Consider the following 24015-nt stretch of genomic DNA (forward strand, 5'->3'; position numbering starts at 1 on the left):
AGCATTTCTACCTATTCATCTTAGATAGGAAATGCTCTGGATCTTGCCGCTCGCCAGACATTTCAAAGTTGTCAGGGCGGAATGAAACTGATTGGAGATGTCGTTTGGTGCATAACCCCTCACTCCGGCACTTTTTGTTGTCCACCGCCCTTGGTTTGGCGTTGGCTCTGCCACTTGCAACGGGCTCGGTTCAGGCGCAGACGCCCGCACCGGCAGCTGCAACTGAGGCTACCCAGTCTCAGGCACAAACAAATCTGCCAGAAATCACGAAATCCGAAGATATCAGCAGCTTTACCCTCGAAAACGGGTTGAAGGTCGTGATTATTCCTGATCATCGCGCCCCGGTGGTCACGCAGATGATCTGGTATCATGTGGGGTCGGCTGATGAGGCACCGGGCAAATCCGGTATTGCGCATTTTCTTGAACACCTGATGTTCAAGGGCACCAAAACCTATCCGGCTGGCGAGTTTTCCGCGAAGATCGCAGCCATTGGCGGTCAGGAAAACGCGTTCACCTCTTATGACTACACGGCCTATTTCCAGCGTGTCGCGCCCGATGCACTAGAAATGGTGATGGGCTATGAATCGGACCGCATGGCCAATCTGGTGCTCGACGAAGAGGCGGTAACGACTGAGCGCGAGGTTATCCTTGAAGAGCGTCGTATGCGTGTGGATTCAAATCCCGCAGCAATGCTGATGGAAAACACAGACGCTGTGCTTTTTTACAATCATCCTTATCGTGTGCCTGTGATTGGCTGGCGACAGGAAATGGAGAAACTCAGCCTCAAGGATGCGGTTGATTTCTACCAGCAATATTACACCCCGAATAATGCAACGCTGGTGATTGCCGGTGACGTGACACCTGAACGCGTGCGCGATCTTGTCATGAAGACCTGGGCCACAATCCCCAAGCGCGCCGAGGTTCTGCCGCGCGAGCGTCCGCAGGAGCCGGTCAAGCACGCAGCGCGCGTTGTGACGCTGCATGATGATCGTGTGAGCACGTCATCGTTCCGGGTGTCGTGGCTGGTGCCGTCTTATTCCAACGAGAAGCGCTTTCCGAATGTGAAGGCAGGCGATGCGCCAGCGCTCGATCTTTTGAGCGAAATTCTCGGCGGCTCGCTCCGCTCGCGTCTTTATCAGGAGCTGATCGTCAAGCAGGGCATCGCATCCAATACGGGTGCAAGCTATGATGGCGATCCCCTCGATGACGGTACATTCTCGGTTTATGGTTCACCACAAAACGGCAAGACGCTGGCCGATGTTGAAAAGGCCGTTGATGCCGAAGTTGCACGTATAATCAAGGATGGCGTGACACAGACCGAACTCGATCAAGCCCGCAATCGCTTCCTGAAAGCTGTCACATTTGCGCGTGACAGTCAGTCCGGCATGGCCCGTATTTACGGCTCCACGCTCTCCATTGGCCAGAGCATTGAAGATATTCAGAAATGGCCGGATGTTATCAAGGGTGTCACTGTCGAGCAGATAAAGGATGCTGCGAGCCGCTATCTGGTAAAAGACCAGTCGGTGACGAGCTACTTGCTGCCGCCGGATACCGATCCTGAAAATGCACGTGAAAATCCCAATGCTGCCGCTGGCAATGCAGGTGAGAATGGCGCGGGAGGAGCAATCCAGTGAGCAAAGCTATTGCGTTGAATGTTAATCGTGCAAAGACGGCAACGATAGCACTGGCAACATCCATGATGTTGCTGGTGGTTCTGAACCTTCCGGCATACGCAATCGAGATTCAGGAAGTCGTTTCGCCAAAGGGTATCAAAGCCTGGCTGGTTGAAGACAGTTCCGTACCGCTTATCTCCATGCGGTTTTCGTTCAAGGGTGGCACGTCGCAAGATCCGAGTGGCAAAGAAGGTCTTGCCAATCTGATGACGGGTCTTTTCGATGAAGGTGCTGGGGATCTTGATTCCGACAGTTTTCAGGAACGCATCGATAATCTTGGTGCAGAAATGAGCTTCTCGGCTTCTCCTGATTCGGTTTCCGGCAATATCCGTATGCTTGCCGAGAACCGTGATGCAGTGAACGGCCTATTGGCGCTTGCCGTTAACAAGCCACGCTTTGATCAGGATGCGATTGATCGTATTCGTCAGCAGGTGGTTGCAAGCCTCGAAGCTTCGCAGCGCAATCCTTCGACCATTGCCTCGCGCAAGTTTTCCGAAGTTCTTTATGGCAGCCATCCTTATGGTCGCCCGGACGAAGGTACGATCAAGTCGCTGCAATCAATCAGCCGCGAAGATCTTGTCAATTTCCATCGCAAGAACTTTGCTCGTGATCGCCTGACGATCGGCGTTGTTGGTTCGATCAACGCCAAGGATCTTGGCGAAATGCTCGACAAGGTATTCGGCGATCTGCCAGCAAATGCTGAGCTGGTGCCAGTGCCCGATGCGAAACTCGCGCTCGGCACGACGACGAGCCTTAGTTTTGATATGCCGCAGACATCGATCAGTTTTGTCTATCCGGCAGTTCCACGTAAAGATCCGGAGTTCTTCGCTTCCTATCTGATGAACCATATTCTGGGTGGCGGGTTTACGTCGCGCCTTTATGCGGAAGTGCGTGAAAAGCGCGGTCTGGCCTATTCCGTGTCATCGTCGATGGCGCTACGTGATCACGTATCGGCGCTGACGATTTCGACTGCAACACGACCTGAAAAGGCGCAGGAATCGCTCAAGATCATTCGTGAGCAAGTCGCTGCGATGGCAAATGACGGTCCGACTGAAGCTGAGCTTGCTGCAGCCAAGAGCTATCTCAAGGGCTCTTATGCGGTGAACAATCTCGATTCCTCGGTGTCGATTGCCGACACACTTGTTGGCCTTCAGGAAGCCGGGCTTGATCGTGATTACATCGACAGGCGCGCTGAACTGATTGATGCCGTGACGCTCGATCAGGTGAAAGCTATTGCCAAAAAGCTTTTGGAAGCTGAACCTGCAATTCTGATTTTTGGCCCAGCCCAGTCGTAAGCCTATATGCCGTGAGGAAAGTTTCATGGATATAACCGTACCGACATCACCACGTATCGCCGTCGCCTTTGGCGGCGGCGGTGCTCGCGGTATAGCTCATATCCACATTGTCGAAGTGTTGGACGAACTGGGTATAAAGCCAGTAGCAATTGCCGGTTCATCCATTGGCTCGATTGTCGGTGCTGGAATGGCGAACGGCATGAGCGGCAAGGAAATTCATGAATATATGGCGGCGATTTTTAATCGTCGTGCGGAAGTCGCCCGCCGTATGTGGCAGGCGCGTCCTGAACGTTGGGTGGAGCTGCTGAAAGGCGGTTTCCGCGTCAGCCAGTTCAACATCGAAAAGATACTGGACGTCTTTTTACCGGCGGCACTGCCCGAAAATGTGGAAGAGCTGAAAATCCCGATGAGCATTACCGCTTCGGATTTTCATGCAGCCACTGAGCTTAATATCGAACAAGGCGATCTACGCTCAGCCATTGCGGCTTCCTGTGCTATTCCGCCGGTTTTCAGACCGGTGCGTCGCAACGGGCGTATTCTGGTGGATGGCGGATTGCTCAATCCGGTGCCATTCGATCTGCTCTTCGACAAAGCGGATATCGTGATCGGTATCGATGTTGTTGGCGCTCCGGTTGGGCCCGACGACTATATGCCAACCACCATTGAAGCTGTCATGGGTGCCAACCAGCTTACCATGTGTTCGATCATCGAGAACAAGTTCCGCAATCGCCCGCCGCATATTTTCCTTCGCCCCAATGTCGAGAGAATCGGCCTGCTCGATTTTCTGAAGTTCGAGCAGATTCTGTCGCAGAGTGCAGACATTCGCGAAGAGTTGAAACTTGCCCTCGATGCAGTTCTAAGTGGCAAGCCCGCCGCTGCCGCTTCCTGATCCTATTCAGCGGCAACTGCGGCCGAGGCCGTTCCTTCATCGACATTGGCAACCGCATCGATGCTGTCGCCCGCTTTGTCAATACGCTGACCTTCGCGTTGTGGTTTAACCAGAGGCTCAGGCGTGACGGGCTTGTTGAAGAGCAGATGCCGTCCTGCCATGATTCCTTCCGACGCTTGTACGTGCAAACGATCTTCATCGCGCTGACGCACATCTTCGCGGATGGCATAGGCGTTGGCTTCCGAAAGCCCCAGACCTTCGAGCGTGCGCTGACCGAACAGAAGACCGGATTCGAAAGTTTCACGCAGTTCATATTCAACACCTTGAGCGCGAAGTTGCAGCGTATGTTCACGATCATAGGAACGCACAAAAAGACGTACGTCGGGAAATTCCGACTGGATCAGATTAACGATCCGGTTGGTGATTTCCTTCTTATGCGTGCACACGGCGACAATTTTGGCTTTGCGGATGCCCGCAGCTTCGAGCACGTCCTTGCGCGTGCCTTCGCCGAAATAGATGCGGAAACCGAATTTTCCGGCTGCACGCACGCGGTTAGGTGAGTTGTCGATCACCGTCACATCAATGCCACCGGCGAGCAGGATCTGAGCGGAAATTTGTCCGTAACGCGAAAAGCCGATCATCAGAACATCTGCGCCAGCGCCTTCGAAGTTTTCTTCGATGACGTCTTCGGTCTTGTCTTTGATCAGCAGCTTTGAGCCAATGGCTACAGAAAGCGGTGTCAGTGCCATCGAAACTGTGACGGCGGCGACAAGCTCTGAGCTTAACGCGCTTGAAATGACAGCAGCGGCAGCAGCTGCGGAAAACAGCACAAACGCAAACTCGCCGCCCTGTGGAAGCAGAAATGCAACGCGGATTGAATCATTATGGTTCGAGCGGAAGATGCGGCACAGCACATAGATAATCGCCGCCTTGACGATCATGAAGATCGGCACCGCCATCAGAATGGTCTGCCAGTATTGCAGGATCACAGTCAGATTGAGCGAAAGCCCGACAGCCACGAAAAACAGGCCGAGGAAAATTCCGCGGAAAGGTTCGATATCTGCTTCAAGCTCATGTCTGTAAGACGATTCGGCCAGCAGCACGCCTGCAATGAATGCACCCATTGCCATGGATAGCCCTGCTGCCTGTAAAAGACTGGCTGAACCCAGCACCACAAAAAGGGCAGCGGCGATCATCACTTCACGTGCGCCGGTATTGGCAATGATACGGAACATCGGATTGATGAGATAGCGTCCGGCAATCACCAGTGCGATAATCGCGGCAATGGCTGTCGCCAGATGAAAGCCCGCACTGGCCTGTGAAGGTTCATTGGGAGACAGTGCCGGAATGATTGCCAGAATAGGAACAATGGCGAGGTCCTGAAACAGCAGGATAGCGAAGGCACGCTGCCCGTGCTTCTGGTTAGTCTCCGCGCGATCTTCCAACACCTGCATGGCAAATGCCGTTGAGGACAGCGCCAGGCCGAAGCCGATGATGATTGCCGCATTCGTCTCCAGCCCGGCAAGATAGACGCCCAGGGCTGCCAATGCCGAGCCTGTAAGCAAGACTTGAGCAGCACCCAGGCCGAAAATTGCATGGCGCAACGACCAGAGCCGCGATGGCTTCAGTTCAAGTCCGATTATAAACAATAGGAAGACGACGCCGAGCTCCGAAAAATGCAGCAGTTCCTCGCCTTCCGAGATAAGGCGTGCAACGGGACCGATCGCAATTCCGGCGGCGAGATAGCCCAGAACGGTGCCAAGGCCAAGGCGTTTGAATAAGGGCGCAGCGATGATCGCACCACCCAGAATCATCAGCGCCTGTAAGTAAAGACTTCCGCCAGTTGCGACCATGTTGTGCTCTTGAAATGTGAAGAATGTGGCAGGCTTGCCTTGAAGCCCCCGGATTTCGGCAATATAGAAACAAGATATGGCTCTAATCAGCCCGATGTCGAATAATTTGACGATATTTTTTCGCAAATTCCCATTACGGTTGGTTATATCTCGTGGTTGCCAGTTTGGTGCCGTTTTGCCCCTATAGTCTTGGATTATGTAATGATTTCAGATAATTCGTCGGAGAAACTGGTTGATCGCGCAGCGCAGCTGGTGGCTGCTGCAAAGCGTGCGGGGGCCGATCATGCTGACGCGGTTGTGATCCGAGCGCGCTCGGTCAGCGTCTCTGTTCGGCTTGGCAAGGTTGAGGGAACCGAATCGTCCGAGAGTGATGATTTTTCTCTTCGGGTGTTCGTTGGGCGACGTATCGCCAGTGTTTCTGCCAATGCTGGAAGCGATCCCAACAAATTAGCTGAGCGTGCGGTTGCCATGGCGCGGGTTGCTCCGGAAGATCCGTATGAGCAACTGGCCGATCCGGCTTTGCTGGTGAAAGCGCCCCGCGATCTCGATCTCTTCGATGCGATTGAAATCGATACGGCGCGTCTTACCGAAGACGCACTGGCCACGGAAGCTGCGGCACGTGCTGTGCAAGGTGTGAGCAACTCCGGCGGTGCAGGTGCTTCACGCAGCATGGGTGGTCTGGTGCTGGTCACATCATCGGGCTTTTCGGGTGAGTATGCTGCAACGCGTTTCGGTCGTTCGGTGTCTGCAATTGCAGGCGAGGGGACCAAGATGGAGCGCGATTATGATTTCAGCTCACGCCTTCATTTTGCGGATCTCGACACACCTGAAAATATCGGCAGACGCGCCGGTGAGCGTGCCGTGCGTCGTCTGGGTGCACGCCAAGCCAAGACGGGTCCGGTTACGGTCGTTTTTGATCCACGTCTGGCGCGGGGCATTGCGGGTCATCTCGCAAGCGCAGTCAATGGCGCCTCTGTTGCACGCAAGACCAGTTTTCTGCGCGACAGCCTTGGCAAACAGATTTTGAAGGCCGGGATCAATGTTACCGACGACCCATTGCGCATTCGTGGATCATCGTCGCGTCCATTTGATGGCGAGGGCATCGAAGGCCAGCCTCTGACAATGGTTGAAAATGGCGTGTTGCAGCAATGGCTTCTGTCAGGTTCGAGTGCACGGGAACTGGGGTTGATTGGCAATGGACGCGGTGTGCGTTCAGGTTCAGGTGTCTCACCAGCTTCAACCAACTTTGCTATTGAACCGGGGGTGGAAACACCGGAATCACTGATCCGTTCCGTCGGTACTGGTTTTTACGTGACGGAAGTATTCGGGCAGGGTGTTGATATGATCACGGGTCAATATAGCCGTGGTGCTTCCGGGTTCTGGATTGAAAACGGGGAGCTTGCATATCCTGTGAGTGAGGTGACGATTGCCTCTAACCTCAGGGACATGTTCCTCAATATGACGCCTGCTTCCGATATTGACCGGAATTTTGGCATGACGGCTCCAACACTTGTGATTGAAGGCATGACCCTTGCCGGAAATTGAGAAACGCAAAGATATCCAGAACGAGCTTGAACTTCTGCGCAATGCAGCATGTGAGGCTGGCCGTATCGCTATGCGCTATTTCGGCCAATCGCCGGAAGTCTGGTTGAAGGATGGACAGTCGCCCGTCAGTGAAGCCGATTTCGCGGTCGATAACTATCTGAAGGAAGTGCTGCTTGATGCACGGCCCGATTATGGCTGGATTTCGGAAGAAACGACGGATGACAGAGCGGCAGCCCAGCGCCGTCGCGCGTTTGTTATCGATCCTATTGACGGTACACGCGGCTTTATTAATGGCCAGTCCCAGTGGTGCGTGAGCGTGGCTATTGTGGAAGACGGCAAACCGATTGCCGGTGTTTTGCAATGTCCTGTGGTCAACGAAGTTATTGAGGCAGGAAAAGGTTTTGGTGCATCGCAAAATGGCATGCCCATTCAAACCCGCTTGCCTCCACCGGGTGAAAAAATCTCGATGGCTTCGGCAAAGCGAATGGTCGATGTTTTGCCTGAAGGCTGGCGCGACCGTGTGACGGTGCACCCTTATGTGCCATCGCTCGCCTATCGTATTGCAATGGTGGCACGTGGTGATATTGCCGGCACCTTCATTCGGCCAAATTCGCATGATTGGGACTTGGCCGCAGCCGATCTCATCCTGAGTGAGTCGGGCGGAGCGCTCTTGACCCAGGACGCTCAGCCTCTCATTTATGGTGGACCTACACTGCAACATGGTGCGCTGGTTGCTTCCAGTGGAAACCTCCTGCAGGAAATGTTGAGTGTTGTCGCGGACTGGCCATTGAGTTAATCATGCTGCGAACCGGAATAAGTGCATCCCGAAACGTGTGAAGCGGTTTCAGGGCTAAGATGTGCGTTAGATAAACATGTTGAGATGCGCGATTTGATTTTGTCAGGTCGAACGCGTTTTTGTTCAAGGGATATTGTCATGAGTGCCGAAGGCGACAAAAAGCAGCTTCTTCATCTGGTATTTGGCGGTGAGCTGAAAAAGCTCGGAACCATCCAGTTTCGCGATCTCGATAACCTCGATGTCGTTGGCATCTATCCTGATTATGAGACTGCCAAGACGGCTTGGAAGTCCAAGGCGCAACAGACAGTCGATAACGCGCATATGCGCTATTTCATTGTGCATCTGCATCGCTTGCTTGATCCGGAAGGCGTGGACCTGAAGGCGGAATAAGCGCTTTTGTCTGCTTCGCACAAAGATCAGATGGCAAAGGAAAAAAGCGTATCGAAAGCCGATGCGCGCAGCCGCTCGGATGGATTTGCCAAGCGTATGTGGCGCCGCATTCGCGGGCCACTTGCGCGTTCGGCTTTCTTACAATCCGTGCTGGTGCAGTTGATTTCCAGCTATCTGAAATTTGTGCATCTGACTAATCCACGTCTCAAGGGATCTGCTGATATCAAGACCCTTTTGCGCGAAAACAGTCCCTCAATCATAACGTTCTGGCACGGCCAGCACATTATGGCTGCGGTGGTGCGTCCGCATGATCTGGAAGTTGTGGCCATGTTTTCGCGCAGTGCCGATGCGGAACTCAATGCACGCATTGCCGAGAAGTTTGGTTTCATCACAGTGCGTGGCTCTGGTGGGCGTGGTGAAGGCAATTCTGCCAGAAAAGGTGGAGCGCGTGCGCTTTTAACGTTGAAGAATGCCCTGAAAAAGGGACAGTCGGCATCGATGATTGCTGATATTGCCCATGGCAAAGCGCGTGAAGCGGGCGAAGGAATTATTTTGCTGGCCAAATTATCGGGTCGACCAATTATGCCTTTTGCGTATGCTTTTTCGCGGAATCATGTTTTGCATAAGACATGGGACAAGACCACAATTCCGTTGCCATTCGGCCGCTCGATAATTGTCTGCGGAGAGCCGGTCTGGGTGGATGAAAATGCCGATGAGGCACAACTGGAAGAAAAGCGCATGGAATTGACGCGCCAACTCAATGAGGCGACGACCAAGGCTTATGCGGCGTTGGAGGTAGGCAAATGAGTGAACGTTGGGCACGAAACATGTTGTCGGCCTATCGTATGCTCGGCTCTGCAGCCTATCCCTTCATTGGCGCTTACATTTCCTATCGTGCATCGCGTGGCAAGGAAGAACGCGTCCGGCGCGGTGAGCGCTACGGGAAAACCTCGATAGCGCGCCCACAAGGTCCTGTTATATGGGCTCATGCTGCAAGCGTTGGGGAATCGGTTGCCATTGCGCCGCTGATCGAAAGCATTGCAGCCACTGGTATCCACATTGTTATGACAACCGGAACAGTGACATCGGCGAAACTCGTTGCCGATCAGCTGGGCAATCAGGTTATCCATCAATATGCGCCGCTTGATCTGCAACCGGCTGTCAATAATTTCCTTGATCACTGGAAGCCGGATCTGGCGATAGGCTGTGAATCCGAGATTTGGCCAGCCACCGTGCTTTCGCTCGGCGCGCGGCATATTCCGCATGTGCTGGTCAATGGGCGTCTGTCTGATCGCTCTTTTGCCTCATGGCAGAAACGTCCTGAACTGGCGGAAGCGCTGTTTGAAAACTTCGCGCATGTGATTGCGCAGTCCGAGCTGGATGGCGATCGATTTCGGGCTCTTGGGGCAAGGCCGGTCAGCGTTTCAGGTAATCTCAAGGTTGATACGGCTCCGGCACCGGCCGATCCGCAGGCGCTGGCAACCATGCAGCGCCAAATTGCCGGACGTCGTACATGGGCTGCAATCTCTACCCACGATGGTGAAGAAGAGATAGCGGCAGAAGTGCATCAGATGCTGAAGGTACGTTATCCGCGTCTGGTCACAATCATCGTTCCGCGTCATCCAAACCGCGCTCCCGCCATTGAAGCCATGCTTGGCGAAAAGGGATTGAAGGTGGCTGCACGCAGCCGCGGAGACGTTATTGAAGCGGATACCGATATTCTGCTTGGTGATACGATTGGCGAGATGGGGCTTTATCTCCAGCTCACCGAGATCGCCTTCATTGGCAATTCACTGACCAAGGAAGGCGGGCATAACCCGCTTGAACCGGCCATGATGGGCACAGCAGTTCTGACGGGCAAGAATGTCCAGAATTTCCGTGAATCCTTCCAGCGGCTTATAAAGAATGGCGGCGCGCGCGTAGTGAAGGATCGCAACATGCTCGCTGGCGCGATCAATTTTCTCTTCAATAATCCGCAGCATCTGCGCGCGATGATCACTGCCGGTGCAAATACGGTAAAGGATATGCGCGGCGCGCTGGATCGCACATTGAATTCGCTCGAGCCATTCATTCAACCGCTGGTCTTGCAGGCGCAGTTGCCGGGGAATCGCAACGAAGCGACCTTTATCAACGGCGGTGTCTGAATGGCGAGCGAGGCGCCACCCTTCTGGTGGGAAAAGCCTGACTGGCGTGCTTACGGGCTTGCACCTCTCTCATGGGTCTATGGTGCTGTTGCTGGCCGACGGCTTCTCAAAGCGGAGCCGCCCAAAATAGCGGCCCCTGTTCTCTGCATCGGTAATTTTACTGTTGGTGGCGCAGGCAAAACCCCGACTGCGATTGCCTTTGCAAAGGCTGCCAAGGCACGCGGCTTACAGCCCGGTATTGTTTCACGCGGTTATGGCGGCAATTACAAAGGTTTGCATATTGTCGATCCGTCCATTGACAGCGCCCGTCATGTGGGCGACGAGCCGCTGCTGCTTGCGCGTCACGCACCGGTCGCGCTTTGCCCGGATCGCCTGAAGTCTGCATTGAAACTACGCCAGCGCGGTTGCGACTTTATCATCATGGATGATGGTTTCCAGAGCGCACGGCTGTATGCCGATTTTTCACTGCTGGTGGTTGATTCGACACGTGGCGTAGGCAACGGTCGGGTGATTCCCGCAGGCCCCTTGCGCGCACCATTGACTGACCAGATGCGCAAGACTGATGCTCTGCTGCGCATTGGCAAGGGCAGTGCTGCCGATTTCGTGGTGCGGCAGGCATCGCGTGCCGGACGCGCCATTTACGAGGCAAAACTGGTGCCTTCGTCTTCTTCAGCTGTTGCAGGCAATCGCTGGCTGGCATTTGCGGGAATTGGCAACCCTGCCAAGTTCTTTGCAAGTGTGCGGGAGGCTGGCGGTGAGATTGTAGAAAGTCAAACCTTCCCGGACCACTATAGCTATCAGCCCGATGATATTCGCAAACTTATTGAAACAGCGAACCGGCTTGGAACGGGTCTTATTACGACTGCCAAGGACCATGTTCGTCTTGTGACTATGAGTGACGTGCCGAGTGAGTTTATGCGCGAACTGGCCGTACTCGATGTTGATTTGCAATTTGAGCGCAAGGACGCGCTGGGCCATATTCTCGATATGGCGGTCGAGCGGTACAAAGTCCGCTCATTGTCAGCCTCTAAGCCTTCTTGCGGCTCCGCAATTCCGGATTGAGTGCAAGTTCGCGTTCGTAGGAAATCAACCCCGACGCATAGGCTTCCTGGCGCGCAACACTCCAGTATTTCAGCTCGTCGAGCGGAATAGGTGCGCCTGTCACGGCACACAGGACAAAAGAGCCGTGCTTTACGATTTCAAAATCGCCGTCGAGATAACGCAGGACAGCTTCTGATGAGCGAGGTGATTCAAATTTGTTCATTGTGTAATTCCTTGATACCAGAATCTATCAAGCAGCGAATGCTTCGTCCAGAGCGTGTCGCGTTTAATCGCACCCATGGCGCTCGCTCTAGATTCTTTTAATTGTCGCATGTTCGCGAACGTTAAATGAATCCATTTAACTGCGACATGCTTGAGCCTATGGTTAGCGTCGGCCAAACAATCGTTCAATGTCGGTCAACTTCAGCTCAATATAGGTCGGGCGTCCATGATTGCATGTACCGGAGCCGGGCGTCGCCTCCATATCACGCAAAAGCGCATTCATCTCTTCAGGTTTAAGCCGTCGACCCGAACGCACTGAACCGTGGCAGGCCATGGTGGCAGCGACATGGTTCAACATTGCTTTGAGACCATCGGATGTGTCGTGCTCCGCAACTTCATCAGCTAAATCGCGGATAAGCTGCTGCACGTTCATCTCGCCAAGCATGGCAGGTGTTTCGCGCACCGCAATTGCGCCGGGACCAAACTGTTCAATACCAAGGCCGAATCGTGCCAGCGTTTCAGAATGGGCAGTGAGTCGCTCGGCATCTTCTTCCGGCAGGTCAACAATTTCGGGAATGAGCAACATCTGTCCCGGTATCGGGCGGGAATGGAGCGCATTCTTCAGCGCTTCATAGACGAGGCGCTCGTGCGCTGCGTGCTGGTCTACGATGACCAGACTGTCTTCTGTCTGCGCGACGATGTAATTTTCGTGGATTTGTGCGCGCGCAGCGCCAAGCGGCTTCTGCATCGTTTCGACAGAGGCTTCCGCGATGGTGGCGCGTGCATCGGCTGCAGGAATTGTTACAATCGTTGCCTGCTCGTCTTCATGAAAGGCAAGCGGGCTATCAAAACTTAGTGGCTTATGTGCCGGGTGTGCCGTTTGCGGCGACCATTCTGTACGGGGTGTGGATGGTGTCGCTGGTCGCCACACAGGAGCCGCGTAATTGCCGGTAGAGGCGCGTGGCTGGAACCCTTCAGCCCGGAACGCTTGCAGCATGGCTTCTGCGCCGCTTGTTGCCGGGCGTATGCCTGATTGCGCAAGCGCTTGCTTGATGGCGCCCACAATAAGACCGCGCACAAGGCCTGGATCGCGAAAACGGACATCTGCTTTGGCGGGATGCACATTCACATCGACCAAAGAGGGATCGAGCGTCAGAAACAGCACTGCCACCGGATGCCGGTCACGTGCAATGACATCGGAATAAGCACCGCGTAGCGCTCCGAAAATCTGTTTGTCGCGAACAGGTCGACCATTCACATATGCAAATTGATGCAGTGCATTGCCCCGGTTAAACGATGGGATGCCGGCAAAGCCAGCGAGCCTCACACCATCGCGCTCGGCATCGATATGCAGCGCATTGTCCGAAAACTCCTTGCCGAGTATCTGGCCGATACGTTCAAGGGTGGCGTCTACACCGCTCCCTGTGGCCGGAAGTTCCAGCGGAGTTCGATCCGTGCCTGCTAACGAAAACCGAACCTGCGGGAAGGCGATTGCAATCCTTTTGACGATATCGGTGATGGCGGTTGCTTCGGCGCGATCCGTTTTCATGAACTTAAGGCGCGCAGGCGTCGCGTAAAAGAGGTCGCGTACTTCGGCAATGGTGCCACGATTAAGCGCCGCCGGGCGAGGGCCATCAAGATGCCCGCCATTGACCACTACTTCAAAGCCGGACTCGGCGTCCTGCGGACGTGATTTCAGCGTGAGTTTTGAAACAGAGCCGATGGATGGCAACGCTTCGCCGCGAAAACCCAGCGCGCGAATATCATTCACATCGTCGGTGAGCTTGGATGTGCAATGCCGTGAAACGGCGAGTGGCAGCTCATTGGAAGGAATGCCCGAACCATTGTCGGTCACACGCAGCAGCGTCTTGCCGCCGCCCGCGGTCACAACCTCGATACGGGTTGCGCCAGCATCGATTGCGTTTTCGACAAGTTCCTTAATCACGCTGGCAGGGCGTTCAATCACCTCGCCAGCGGCAATCTGGTTGATAATGGTTTCGCTTAGGTGCTGGATCGTCATGACACGACTATAGCGGATTCGCGATTGCTAAAAACCGCCATTTATAGATGATCCAGATCACAATTCGCGTCTTCGTTGCTGGATCAGGTGCGCCCATAAATATCATCGTAACGAACGATGTCGTCTTCACCGAGATATTCGCCGCTTTGTACTTCGATCAGGACAAGCGGAAGAATGCCAGGATTTTCTAGACGGTGCTTGAAGCCGCAAGGGATATAGGTCGATTGATTGTTGGTGAGCAGGATTTCCCGCTCGCCATTGACGACCTTTGCCGTGCCGGAAACCACAATCCAGTGTTCGGAACGGTGATGATGTGCCTGCAGGCTCAGACGGCGACCGGGCTTGACCTCGATACGTTTGATCTTGAAGCCATCGCCTTCTTCCAGCACTGTATAAGTGCCCCATGGACGGTGAGCAGTGCGGTGCAATTTGGCCGCTTCGTGGCCTTGAGCACGCAACTTGTTGAAGACCTTGCGCACATCCTGTGCCTTATCGCGATGGGCGACAAGCAGGGCATCCGGTGTATCGACAACCAGAAGATCGTGAACGCCAACGAGACTGACGAGGCGCGTTTCCGAAAGAACAAAGCTGTCGGTCGTTTCTTCAAGGACCGTTTCGCCACGCAGCCGATTGCCGTCAGCATCCGGCGCGATCAGGTCTGCCATTGCTGCCCACGAGCCAATATCGGACCAGCCACAGGAAACGGGGATACAGGCGATATTGTCTGCCTTTTCCATGACGGCATAGTCGATGGAAATAGCAGGTGTTGCCGCAAACTGATCCTTGGCAATTTCCAGCGTTCTGGTTTCGCCGTTCACACCACGACGCGAATGCTCGAGGGCTGATCTGGCGCCGATCAACACTTCCGGTGCGTGGCGCTGCATGGCGTCGATCATCGTTAGAGCCTTGAAGCAGAACATGCCGGAATTCCAATAATAGCGGCCGCTCTCAACATAGGTCTGTGCGGTGGCTGCATCAGGCTTTTCGACAAAGCGCAGAACGTCCGTGCCATCGACTTCGATGTAGCCGAAACCGGTCTCCGGATGATCAGGAACGATGCCGAAAGTGACGATGCGGCCAGCATCGGCAAGTTTGCGTGCTTCCAGTACAGCATCTGCGAAAGCGGCTTCATCTTCGATCAGATGATCCGCTGGCATGACGAGCAAAGTCGCGTCAGCGCCATAGGTCGATGCTGCTTGAAGCGCAGCCAACGCCACTGCGGGTGCCGTATCGCGGCCCACCGGTTCAAGAAGGAATGTATTGTCGATTTTGCGCGCAGAGGTATCCGTCTTAGCGTCTGCATAGGCATCAAGCGTCAGAAACAGGAAATCGCGGTTTGTGACAGTGAGAATCTGATCGGCATCCTGAAGGTGCGAAGCGCGTGCATAGGTCTTGCCGATCAGCGTGCCGCCGTCTGGCAGTTCGATGAACGGTTTTGGATGGGCGTCGCGCGAAAGCGGCCAAAGTCTGGAACCAGAACCGCCGCTGATGATAACCGGGATAAAGCTCATTTGCTGGTGGCATCCTTCGTTGCGTTACGGGCGATTTCGAGTCCCATTGTCAATAATTCATTGGCCTGAGCTTCGCTGGCGGCTTCGACATAGCAGCGCAGTTCGGGTGCATTTCCTGACGCGCGATAATGCACGGCATTCCCTGATTTGAAGAACAGCTTTACGCCATCGATTGTTTCGAACCGTATAACGGTGTCAGTCGCTGGGAAAAGCTGAACGCGTGCGTCTTCCTGCGTGATGACTGACAGAAATGCGGTGCTCTTTTCTTGCGGCACATTCTGCAAACGGTCGCTCAATGCAATTCGAAAACCATAGCTGTGCGCGATTTCGGACAGCGGCGTTTGCGTTTGCTTGATCGTGCTCAGGCAGGCAAGAATTGGCAGAAGCGCGTCGCGTGTAGGCAAAGCGGATAGTTGTCGACCATCCTTGTCGATGGTGCTGCCGAGAAGCACCCCGCCATTGGCTTCAAATCCAACCACGCTTTTTGCGTTTTCGTTGAGAGCTTGTTGCATGCCCGCAATCACATATGGCGAGCCAACGCGCGTGCGTAGAACGCGGGTAAACTTCCCACATTCTTCAAGTGCTGCATTGGATGTGACTGGCGTGACGATGACATCGGCACCGACCCAGGCAGATGTGATGGCACCCACAAGATCGCCGCGCACGAAATGCCCATGCTCGTCTGCAATGAGAGGGCGGTCTGCATCGCCGTCGGTTGAGACGATGGCGTCAAAACGGTCCTGCTGCGCCCATTCGGCAAGAAGGCGAATATCTTCCGGGCGTAGCGCCTCTGTGTCGACAGGCACAAAAATATCGGAGCGGCCAAGTGCTACCGTTTCCGCACCAAGTGCGCCAAGGATTTTGGTGAGAAGGTCGCGCGCCACCGATGAATGTTGATAGATGCCGATTTTCAGTCCTGTGAGGCTGCCACTGCCAAAAAGCTCGATGTAGCGCTCAGCATAGGCGTTGATTGCGCTGTCGCTTACGGACAAGCCAACTGCTTTCCGTGATGAAATATCAGACAGGAGGGCAGCATAAGCCGCATTTATTGCGGCTTCATCATCCTTATCGATCTCGCCATCGGCGCGATAGAACTTCAATCCATTGCGATCATCCGGGATATGACTGCCGGTGATCATGATACATGGCGCATTTTGCGCCATAGCATAATAGCTCAGAGCGGGTGTGGGTAATACACCGCAATCAACAGATGTGAAGCCTGCATCTTCAATCGCGCCCATTACAAGCGCTGCGATATCAGGACTCGATGGTCGCAAATCCTGACCGACAAACACCTTGTCGCCTGCGTTCAGGCTGCCCCTCGATTTCAGCATATGCACAAATGCCAGCGAATAGGCATAAGCAGGCAATCCGTTAAGCTCGGTCGCTAGCCCTCTGAGACCGCTTGTACCGAATTTGAGGGAATTGCCTGTCATGCTGTGTCCGACCTGTTTTCCAATGAAAATCAATTTAGTGCATTGTTTAGACTACCAGAACGATCTTTGTGCGCCCAACAAGGCGCGCGGCGCTCTAATTCCAATATCAGGCTCTGTAAGAGCCGCTTCTCATATCGCGTATATTACGGATCGTTTCAATCGCTGCGTGTTTATGTGGTTATCGAGAACTTTCCGAGTAGGGCGGTTCCAGTTGATATCAAATCGTTGGAACCGCTCTATCTATTTGTCTTTACACTTTTCCGAACGCAAAGCCGGTTCTTATTTTTGGCTCAAATACTCTAAACATAGTCCCGATGGGCGGGCAGGTTCAGGTCTGGCAGACTTTCAGCTTGCATCACCGCACGGGCAACGGCATGAGCCATCACAGTTGCGGCAATAGCACCAATGGCAGTTACATCAGCTTCAACACCTTCTGCCTTGCCTGTCGAGAGCGCAAAGATCGTATCGCCATCCCACATTGTGTGGATGGGGTTAATCGAACGGGCAAAACCGTCATGCGCCATGCCAGCGATCTTTTTGAGCTCAGCCTTGTTGAACGGAACATTGGTTGCAATGGCGCCGATGGTCGTGTTGGCCCCGCCAGACTTGACGACATTGCGGCCCTGCATGAGCGAGTCCATGATGTTGCGGAAGCCTTTGCCGTCTTCGTTACGCGCGCCCGCCAATATCTGCTGCGAGTTGGGGGCGTAAACATCACCCACAGCGTTTACGGCAACGATGGCGCCAACCACGACGTCTGTTCCGGGAACCTTGTAGCTCGCTGTGCCAAGGCCACCCTTCATCGCATATTCCATGCCAAACATTTTGCCGACAGTTGCACCGGCACCTGCGCCAATATTACCTTCGCCGGAGGCTTCGGCTTTTGCTGCCTTACACGCCAGATATCCGGCTTCTTCATCGGGGCGAACGGAAAAATCTCCAACGCCAAGATCCATCAGGATCGCGGCAGGCACAATCGGAACAACACCCTTGCCGATCTTGAAACCCAGGTTGTTTTCTTCGAGATAGCGCATCACACCGGTCGCAGCACTCAGGCCATAGGCGCTGCCGCCGGACAACAGAATTGCTTGTACCTGTTGAACATAATTCATTGGATCAAGAAGATCAGTCTCGCGCGTGCCGGGTGCAGAGCCACGCACATCAACGCCTGCGGTTGCTCCTTCTTCGCAAAGCAAAACGGTGCAGCCGGTGGGGCGCTTGGTCAGCGTGTGATGCCCGAGTTTCATTCCCGGCACATCGGTAATGCTTCCGCCCATCAATTCCAGCATGCTTTCTTCTCCCCTTTGTGCTGCTGTTGCCGAACCGACTAAGAAGGGTATTGTCCCAAACCCCGCAAGCGATTTTGCGAATGTTCTTCGATCCATAGGTATGTCCTCCCCCAAAGATGATTGTTTATTCAGACGATATATTCTTTTCCCTTGCGCGACGCTGGCGCAAGACATCTGCCACGAATGTTCGCGACAAGGCGTGATAGAGCGGCTCATGTGAGATGAGGCGCGCGGTGCCATATCCCAGCATCGATGCACACATCAGCGGAATGACATTGTTGTGGTTGCCGGTCATTTCCAGAATGATGACAAATGCAGTCATGGGTGCCTGCACAACGCCGGCAAAATAGCCCGCCATACCCAGAACAGCTGCGAGACTGATGCTGGTCCCCAGAAGCAGTCCTATGGTGCTGCCAAGTCCAGCACCAACGGATAGGGATGGTGCAAATATGCCGCCGGGAATACCGGACACCATAGAGAGAAGTCCTGCAATAAATTTCTCTACGAAGTAGAATGGAGACAGCGGCAGACCTTCCACGGCGCTACGCGCTTGATCATATCCGGTGCCAAAAGTTGCTCCACCTGATGCAATGCCGCTGATGGCAATCACCAGACCACAAGCGCCTGCTATCAGTACCGTATCCCGAAGCGGAGCTTTCTGCACGCGGCGGCGTACACGATTTGTCAGGTTGAGTGCGAGCGCGCTGAATGCAGCGCCGAATGCGCCGCCGATCACACCGCAGCCAATCACCAGAACCCAATCCATATGGGTTGTAACGGTTACAGTCGTCAGGCCGAAATAATTATAATTGCCGACGAGGCCGAGTGAGGCGAGACCTGCAAGGATAACTGCCGAGAGAACCAGACCGTTGGTTCGCGCTGCATAGGCACGCCCCATTTCTTCGATGGCGAACACGATGCCCGCAAGCGGTGTATTGAAGGCTGCGGCAATGCCGGCTGCTGAGCCTGCCAGAATGAGTCCGCGCGCTTGCTCCATGCTGCCGATGCGTGCCGATAACAGCATGATCGATGCGCCGATCTGCACGGTGGGGCCTTCACGCCCGATGGATGCGCCTGAAAAAAGGCCCACGATGGTCAGAACGATCTTACCAAATGCAATCTTCAACGAGAGCAGCAACGTCCTGTCTTCATGATTGTTCAGGTGACGGGCAGCAATCGCCTGCGGGATGCCGCTGCCGCCAGAGCCGGGAAAGCAGGCGATTGCGATCCAGGAGCATAGCATAAAGCCAAGTGGTGTGATGATGAGCGGCAACCAAGCCCGCCATGGGCTGGCTGAACCATCGGTCAATCTCTTGAACCAGTCCTGTGCGATATCTGCGGCTTCTGCAAAGGCGACGCTGATAAGGCCAATTGCGATCGCCCCGCACCAAAAAACGAGCCGGGGCTTCCACAAACGTGGAGACATCCACATTGCCCGTGAACGGCGAATGAGTGGAACGCGTTGATATGATTTACGCATTGTGCCCCCTTTGGGCCAATTACACAAAGTATGCGGGCGATTTATCATGAAAATCGTTATCAGTAACTGAAACTTGTCCGCAAAAGACTTTCCAAGCAGTCATAACCATGTTACCAGCCGGTGCCAATTCAACACGAAACCCAGTCTAGTCGCTGCTCCCGGATGTTTACCGGAGAGGCGGCTTTTCTCATTCGGTAAAACCGGTAAAGGAATTGGCAATGGCAAAAATCGTGGAATCTTCCACTGGCGCGCTCGCTCTCACCTTCGATGATGTGCTTTTGCAGCCGGGTCATTCCGAGGTGATGCCCGGACAGGTCGATCTGCGCACACGTATTGCCAAGGATATCGAGCTTAACCTGCCCCTGCTTTCCGCTGCAATGGACACCGTAACCGAATCGCGTTTGGCCATCGCCATGGCGCAGTCGGGCGGCATTGGTGTTATTCACCGTAATCTGACACCTGAGCGCCAGGCCGAGGAAGTCCGTCAGGTCAAGAAGTTTGAATCTGGCATGGTGGTAAACCCTGTCACAATCGGACCAGATGCGACACTTGCCGACGCACAGGCGCTTATGAAAGCACACGGTATTTCGGGTATTCCGGTCGTTGAAAATGCAACCAAGGGCCCGGGTCGTCTGGTTGGCATTTTGACCAATCGCGATGTGCGCTTTGCTTCTGACCCGGCACAGAAAATCTATGAACTGATGACGCGCGAAAACCTCATCACTGTGCGTGAAAACGTGCAGCAGGATGAAGCCAAGCGCTTGCTGCATGCACACCGTATTGAGAAGCTGCTGGTTGTTGACGATAAAGGCCGCTGCGTTGGCCTCATCACGGTCAAGGACATTGAGAAGTCGCAGCTTAATCCAAATGCTGCCAAGGATGCACAGGGTCGTTTGCGTGCTGCTGCTGCCACGAGCGTTGGTGAAGACGGCTATGAGCGTGCCGAACGTTTGATTGATGCAGGCGTTGATCTTCTCGTGGTTGATACGGCGCATGGTCATTCGCAGCGTGTTCTTGATGCGGTTGCACGCATCAAGAAGGCCTATCCGAATGTCGCTATTCTCGCAGGCAATGTTGCCACCGCTGGTGGTACGCAGGCGCTTATTGATGCGGGTGCGGATGCCGTCAAGGTTGGTATCGGACCGGGTTCGATCTGCACGACGCGTATTGTTGCAGGCGTTGGCGTTCCGCAGCTTTCCGCAATCATGTCGGCGGTTGAAGCAGCTCACAAGCACAACATTCCGGTAATCGCCGATGGTGGCATCAAGTTCTCCGGCGATTTCGCCAAGGCGCTTGCTGCCGGAGCGGTCGCAGCTATGGCAGGCTCGCTTCTGGCGGGTACGGAAGAAAGCCCGGGCGAAGTTTATCTGCATCAGGGTCGTTCGTTCAAATCCTACCGTGGTATGGGCTCAGTCGGTGCAATGGCTCGTGGTTCGGCAGATCGCTATTTCCAGGCGGAAGTGCGTGACGAGCTGAAGCTGGTACCAGAAGGCATCGAAGGTCAGGTCGCTTACAAGGGCCCGATCTCAGCCGTTCTGCATCAGCTTGCCGGTGGCCTACGCGCTTCCATGGGTTATGTCGGTGCGAAGACACTCGAAGAGTTCCGCGATAAAGCGACCTTCGTGCGCATTTCCAATGCGGGCTTGCGTGAAAGCCATTCCCATGGTGTGGCAATCACTCGTGAAAGCCCGAATTATCCGGGCGGCATGTAATATCCACTGGATGGTGCAAGATATAATACCAAGGCGGCCTTCGGGTCGCCTTTTTATTTTGCAAGCGACGGTAACTCATCATCGCTGATGAGGAGATTGCTGGCGCTTTCGACGATGCATTCGGCAAGAGCATGAAAATCTTTACGGCGCTTACTTTGCCTTCGCCACAAAAGTGCTATTTCCCGTTTGGGCTGTTCACCTTCAAACGGAACGATGCGCATGTGATTGCTGCGTGCCTCGGCACGAACGGCAATTTCCGGGATCAGCGTCAGGCCCATGCCATGGCTCACCATTTGCAGCAGTGTCGTCATGCTGGTTGCGCCATATTTCACCAGCTGTCGCTTCGACGGCAATGAGCAGACCGCCAGCGCCTGATCGCGCATGCAATGGCCTTCTTCCAGTAACAGCAAACGATCCAGCACCACACTATCCTGTGTCATGGGTGAGGAGAGTATCGTCTGGTCATTGCTTGAAGTGGCTATCAGAAAGCGGTCGTCGAACAGTTTTTGATGCGCAAGTCGCTCATCTGCGATTGGAAGTGCCGCAACGATAGCGTCGATTTCACCAGCATGAAGTTCATCAAGTAGTTTTGCCGTTACACTTTCACGCAGTTGCAGACGGAAAGACGGATGCCGGTCTCTGAGTAGTGGAATGAGATGGGGCACGACATAAGGTGCAACGGTCGGAATAATCCCAAGGCGCAACTGTGTTTGCAGCAAGCCTTTGCTTTGTGCCGAGATTTCCTCCAGCGCGTGCAGCTCTTTGAGAATCGTTCTGATGCCGGGGAGAAGTTCACGGCCAAGCTCTGTCATAATGACTTTACGTTGTGAGCGCTCGAATAGTGGCGCGCCAGCGACGGCTTCCATTTCAGCAATCTGTGCCGAGAGGGCAGGCTGAGAGATATGCGCGAGCTCAGCGGCTTTTCTAAAATGTAGCGTGCTGGCAAGTGCATCGAAGTAGCGCATTTGTCTGATCGTAAACATGATAAGAAAATCCTATCAATAATAACACAAAAAGCAATTGGAGATTATTATTGGAACAAGTCTAAACTGTTTTCGTTACCCAGCGAGAGTGGGGCATAGCAGGGCTATGTCGCGCCAAAAGCCAGGCTGATTGCTGGATAGACCAATTTATTTTAGGAGGGAAATTCCCATGGCAGACCGTCCGATTATGACTACAAGCGCTGGTGCGCCAATCCCGGATAACCAGAATTCCCTTACCGCTGGTGAGCGCGGTCCTGTTCTGTTGCAGGACTATCAGCTGATTGAAAAGCTGTCGCACCAGAACCGTGAGCGTATTCCTGAGCGCGTCGTTCACGCCAAGGGTTGGGGTGCATTCGGCACGCTGACAATTACTGGCGATATTTCGAAATACACCAAGGCCAAGGCGCTGCAGCCGGGTGCCAAAACTCCAATGCTGGCTCGCTTCTCGACTGTTGCCGGTGAGCAGGGTGCAGCTGATGCCGAGCGCGATGTGCGCGGCTTTGCATTGAAGTTCTACACCGAAGAAGGCAATTGGGATCTGGTTGGCAACAACACGCCAGTTTTCTTCGTGCGTGATCCATTGAAGTTCCCGGACTTCATTCACACCCAGAAACGTCATCCAAAGACCAACCTGCGTTCGGCAACTGCCATGTGGGATTTCTGGTCGCTTTCGCCGGAAAGCCTGCATCAGGTTACGATCCTGATGTCTGATCGTGGCCTTCCAACGGATGTACGCCATATCAACGGTTATGGCTCGCATACCTATTCATTCTGGAATGATGCCGGTGAGCGTTATTGGGTCAAGTTTCACTTCAAGACCTTGCAGGGTCACAAGCACTGGACCAATGATGAAGCTGAGCGCGTGATCGGCCGTACACGTGAATCCACGCAGGAAGATCTGTTCACTTCCATCGACAAGGGCGAGTTCCCAAAGTGGAAAGTTCAGGTGCAAATCATGCCTGAGCTTGATGCTGACAAGACGCCTTATAACCCCTTCGATCTCACCAAAGTGTGGCCGCATGCCGACTATCCGCCGATCGATATTGGCGTGATGGAACTCAACCGCAATGCGGAAAATTACTTCACCGAGATTGAAAATGCTGCGTTTTCGCCATCAAACATCGTGCCGGGTGTCAGCTATTCGCCAGATAAGATGCTGCAGGCACGCCTGTTCTCTTATGCCGATGCGCATCGTCATCGCCTTGGTACGCATTATGAGAACCTTCCGGTCAACCAGCCGAAATGCCCAGTGCACCACTACCATCGCGATGGTCAGATGAACACTTTTGGCGGTATTGCGACGGGTAACCCCGATGCCTATTACGAGCCAAACTCGTTCAATGGTCCGGTTGAGCAACCAACGGCCAAGGAACCGCCGCTGCGGATTACTGGTAACGCCGATCGGTACAATCATCGTATCGGCAACGATGATTACTCGCAGCCGCGTGCCCTGTTCAATCTGTTCGACGATGGGCAGAAAGCGCGCCTGTTCTCGAATATTGCGGCGGCAATGACCGGTGTTCCGGGCTTCATCGTCGAGCGTCAACTCGCTCATTTCAAGCTTGCGCACCCTGATTATGAAGCTGGTGTTCGCAAAGCATTGAAAGATGCGCATGGCTATGAGGCCAATACGATCGCTCTTGAAGAAGAGTCGACCGCAGCGGCTGAGTAAGCGACTTAGCAACCATTTAAAAGGCCGGGACGATTGTTCCGGCTTTTTGCTTTTGAGGGGATCA

At 54.1% G+C, this 24015-nt stretch carries 19 protein-coding genes; 11 read left to right on the forward strand and 8 right to left on the reverse strand.

Features of this window, described 5'->3' with window-relative positions:
- Nucleotides 1–107: 107 nt before the first annotated feature.
- From C9380_RS19600 to C9380_RS19610, 3 genes are all read left to right on the forward strand, one after another.
- A complete protein-coding gene (locus tag C9380_RS19600) occupies nt 108–1634 on the forward strand; it encodes a M16 family metallopeptidase (protein ID WP_128094360.1) in 1527 nt (508 codons plus the stop codon).
- 62 nt (nt 1635–1696) lie between these two features.
- Complete coding sequence (locus tag C9380_RS19605) at nt 1697–2968, forward strand: M16 family metallopeptidase (protein WP_247877591.1); 1272 nt, start codon at nt 1697–1699, stop codon at nt 2966–2968.
- A 25-nt stretch (nt 2969–2993) separates the two neighbouring features.
- Nucleotides 2994–3857 carry a patatin-like phospholipase family protein gene (locus tag C9380_RS19610; protein WP_128094362.1) on the forward strand — a complete coding sequence of 288 codons (864 nt, stop codon included), beginning with the start codon at nt 2994–2996 and terminating at the stop codon, nt 3855–3857.
- 2 nt (nt 3858–3859) lie between these two features.
- Here C9380_RS19610 and C9380_RS19615 read toward each other — a convergent pair whose 3' ends face one another.
- Nucleotides 3860–5710 carry a monovalent cation:proton antiporter-2 (CPA2) family protein gene (locus tag C9380_RS19615; RefSeq protein ID WP_128094363.1) on the reverse strand — a complete coding sequence of 617 codons (1851 nt, stop codon included), beginning with the start codon at nt 5708–5710 and terminating at the stop codon, nt 3860–3862.
- Between the two features lie 201 nt (nt 5711–5911).
- Between C9380_RS19615 and C9380_RS19620 the strand changes: the two genes are divergently transcribed.
- From C9380_RS19620 to lpxK, 6 genes are all read left to right on the forward strand, one after another.
- Entirely contained in the window at nt 5912–7255 is a 1344-nt protein-coding gene (locus tag C9380_RS19620) for a TldD/PmbA family protein (protein ID WP_128094364.1), read from the forward strand.
- Nucleotides 7242–8051, forward strand: coding sequence for a 3'(2'),5'-bisphosphate nucleotidase CysQ (locus C9380_RS19625; protein ID WP_128094365.1), 810 nt, complete (start codon nt 7242–7244; stop codon nt 8049–8051). Before C9380_RS19620 ends, C9380_RS19625 begins: the two co-directional genes overlap by 14 nt.
- 138 nt (nt 8052–8189) lie before the next feature.
- On the forward strand, nt 8190–8441 hold the full coding sequence (locus C9380_RS19630) for a DUF4170 domain-containing protein (protein WP_024897754.1): 252 nt from the start codon (nt 8190–8192) through the stop codon (nt 8439–8441).
- A gap of 30 nt (nt 8442–8471) precedes the next feature.
- Nucleotides 8472–9248, forward strand: coding sequence for a lysophospholipid acyltransferase family protein (locus tag C9380_RS19635; RefSeq protein WP_024897755.1), 777 nt, complete (start codon nt 8472–8474; stop codon nt 9246–9248).
- A complete protein-coding gene (waaA, locus tag C9380_RS19640; RefSeq protein ID WP_024897756.1) occupies nt 9245–10585 on the forward strand; it encodes a lipid IV(A) 3-deoxy-D-manno-octulosonic acid transferase in 1341 nt (446 codons plus the stop codon). The genes C9380_RS19635 and waaA overlap by 4 nt, the downstream gene beginning before the upstream one ends.
- Nucleotides 10586–11647, forward strand: a complete 1062-nt coding sequence (gene lpxK / locus C9380_RS19645) for a tetraacyldisaccharide 4'-kinase (protein ID WP_128094366.1) — start codon at nt 10586–10588, stop codon at nt 11645–11647.
- Here lpxK and C9380_RS19650 read toward each other — a convergent pair.
- The 6 genes from C9380_RS19650 to C9380_RS19680 all read right to left on the reverse strand — a co-directional run bounded on the left by C9380_RS19650 (nt 11613) and on the right by C9380_RS19680 (nt 19584).
- A complete protein-coding gene (locus C9380_RS19650) occupies nt 11613–11849 on the reverse strand; it encodes a DUF2093 domain-containing protein (protein ID WP_024897758.1) in 237 nt (78 codons plus the stop codon). The genes lpxK and C9380_RS19650 overlap by 35 nt on opposite strands.
- Before the next feature lie 162 nt (nt 11850–12011).
- Nucleotides 12012–13868 carry a DNA mismatch repair endonuclease MutL gene (mutL, locus tag C9380_RS19655; RefSeq protein WP_100557744.1) on the reverse strand — a complete coding sequence of 619 codons (1857 nt, stop codon included), beginning with the start codon at nt 13866–13868 and terminating at the stop codon, nt 12012–12014.
- Between the two features lie 83 nt (nt 13869–13951).
- Nucleotides 13952–15379, reverse strand: a complete 1428-nt coding sequence (locus C9380_RS19660; RefSeq protein WP_128094367.1) for a mannose-1-phosphate guanylyltransferase/mannose-6-phosphate isomerase — start codon at nt 15377–15379, stop codon at nt 13952–13954.
- Nucleotides 15376–16815: a phosphomannomutase gene (locus tag C9380_RS19665; RefSeq protein WP_128094368.1), complete on the reverse strand. Its 1440-nt coding sequence runs from the start codon at nt 16813–16815 to the stop codon at nt 15376–15378. The genes C9380_RS19660 and C9380_RS19665 overlap by 4 nt, the downstream gene beginning before the upstream one ends.
- Before the next feature lie 299 nt (nt 16816–17114).
- Complete coding sequence (locus C9380_RS19675) at nt 17115–18200, reverse strand: P1 family peptidase (protein WP_128094370.1); 1086 nt, start codon at nt 18198–18200, stop codon at nt 17115–17117.
- Between the two features lie 28 nt (nt 18201–18228).
- Nucleotides 18229–19584 carry a chloride channel protein gene (locus tag C9380_RS19680; protein WP_128094371.1) on the reverse strand — a complete coding sequence of 452 codons (1356 nt, stop codon included), beginning with the start codon at nt 19582–19584 and terminating at the stop codon, nt 18229–18231.
- Nucleotides 19585–19802: 218 nt separating this feature from the next.
- Here C9380_RS19680 and guaB point away from each other — a divergent pair, with 218 nt between their 5' ends.
- Nucleotides 19803–21296 carry an IMP dehydrogenase gene (gene guaB, locus C9380_RS19685; RefSeq protein ID WP_024897764.1) on the forward strand — a complete coding sequence of 498 codons (1494 nt, stop codon included), beginning with the start codon at nt 19803–19805 and terminating at the stop codon, nt 21294–21296.
- 53 nt (nt 21297–21349) lie between these two features.
- On the opposite strand, the gene C9380_RS19690 is transcribed toward guaB, so the two are convergent.
- Entirely contained in the window at nt 21350–22279 is a 930-nt protein-coding gene (locus C9380_RS19690) for a hydrogen peroxide-inducible genes activator (RefSeq protein WP_024897765.1), read from the reverse strand.
- A gap of 169 nt (nt 22280–22448) precedes the next feature.
- On the opposite strand from C9380_RS19690, the gene katA reads away from it, so the two are divergent.
- A complete protein-coding gene (gene katA / locus C9380_RS19695) occupies nt 22449–23951 on the forward strand; it encodes a catalase KatA (RefSeq protein WP_100557747.1) in 1503 nt (500 codons plus the stop codon).
- The last annotated feature ends 64 nt before the right edge of the window (nt 23952–24015 follow it).

The organism is Brucella pituitosa (assembly GCF_003049685.1).
In the GTDB taxonomy this organism is placed as follows: domain Bacteria; phylum Pseudomonadota; class Alphaproteobacteria; order Rhizobiales; family Rhizobiaceae; genus Brucella; species Brucella pituitosa.

What these genes read in the sequence shown, in the direction of transcription:
- waaA (WP_024897756.1), top strand. Translation starts at nt 9,245, where the DNA reads ATGAGTGAACGTTGGGCACGAAACATGTTGTCGGCCTATCGTATGCTC.
- C9380_RS19650 (WP_024897758.1), bottom strand. Translation starts at nt 11,849, where the DNA reads ATGAACAAATTTGAATCACCTCGCTCATCAGAAGCTGTCCTGCGTTAT.
- C9380_RS19605 (WP_247877591.1), top strand. Translation starts at nt 1,697, where the DNA reads ATGATGTTGCTGGTGGTTCTGAACCTTCCGGCATACGCAATCGAGATT.
- C9380_RS19660 (WP_128094367.1), bottom strand. Translation starts at nt 15,379, where the DNA reads ATGAGCTTTATCCCGGTTATCATCAGCGGCGGTTCTGGTTCCAGACTT.
- C9380_RS19615 (WP_128094363.1), bottom strand. Translation starts at nt 5,710, where the DNA reads ATGGTCGCAACTGGCGGAAGTCTTTACTTACAGGCGCTGATGATTCTG.
- C9380_RS19680 (WP_128094371.1), bottom strand. Translation starts at nt 19,584, where the DNA reads ATGCGTAAATCATATCAACGCGTTCCACTCATTCGCCGTTCACGGGCA.
- C9380_RS19690 (WP_024897765.1), bottom strand. Translation starts at nt 22,279, where the DNA reads ATGTTTACGATCAGACAAATGCGCTACTTCGATGCACTTGCCAGCACG.
- guaB (WP_024897764.1), top strand. Translation starts at nt 19,803, where the DNA reads ATGGCAAAAATCGTGGAATCTTCCACTGGCGCGCTCGCTCTCACCTTC.
- C9380_RS19620 (WP_128094364.1), top strand. Translation starts at nt 5,912, where the DNA reads ATGATTTCAGATAATTCGTCGGAGAAACTGGTTGATCGCGCAGCGCAG.
- mutL (WP_100557744.1), bottom strand. Translation starts at nt 13,868, where the DNA reads ATGACGATCCAGCACCTAAGCGAAACCATTATCAACCAGATTGCCGCT.
- C9380_RS19610 (WP_128094362.1), top strand. Translation starts at nt 2,994, where the DNA reads ATGGATATAACCGTACCGACATCACCACGTATCGCCGTCGCCTTTGGC.
- katA (WP_100557747.1), top strand. Translation starts at nt 22,449, where the DNA reads ATGGCAGACCGTCCGATTATGACTACAAGCGCTGGTGCGCCAATCCCG.
- C9380_RS19635 (WP_024897755.1), top strand. Translation starts at nt 8,472, where the DNA reads ATGGCAAAGGAAAAAAGCGTATCGAAAGCCGATGCGCGCAGCCGCTCG.
- C9380_RS19665 (WP_128094368.1), bottom strand. Translation starts at nt 16,815, where the DNA reads ATGACAGGCAATTCCCTCAAATTCGGTACAAGCGGTCTCAGAGGGCTA.
- C9380_RS19675 (WP_128094370.1), bottom strand. Translation starts at nt 18,200, where the DNA reads ATGGATCGAAGAACATTCGCAAAATCGCTTGCGGGGTTTGGGACAATA.
- C9380_RS19630 (WP_024897754.1), top strand. Translation starts at nt 8,190, where the DNA reads ATGAGTGCCGAAGGCGACAAAAAGCAGCTTCTTCATCTGGTATTTGGC.
- lpxK (WP_128094366.1), top strand. Translation starts at nt 10,586, where the DNA reads ATGGCGAGCGAGGCGCCACCCTTCTGGTGGGAAAAGCCTGACTGGCGT.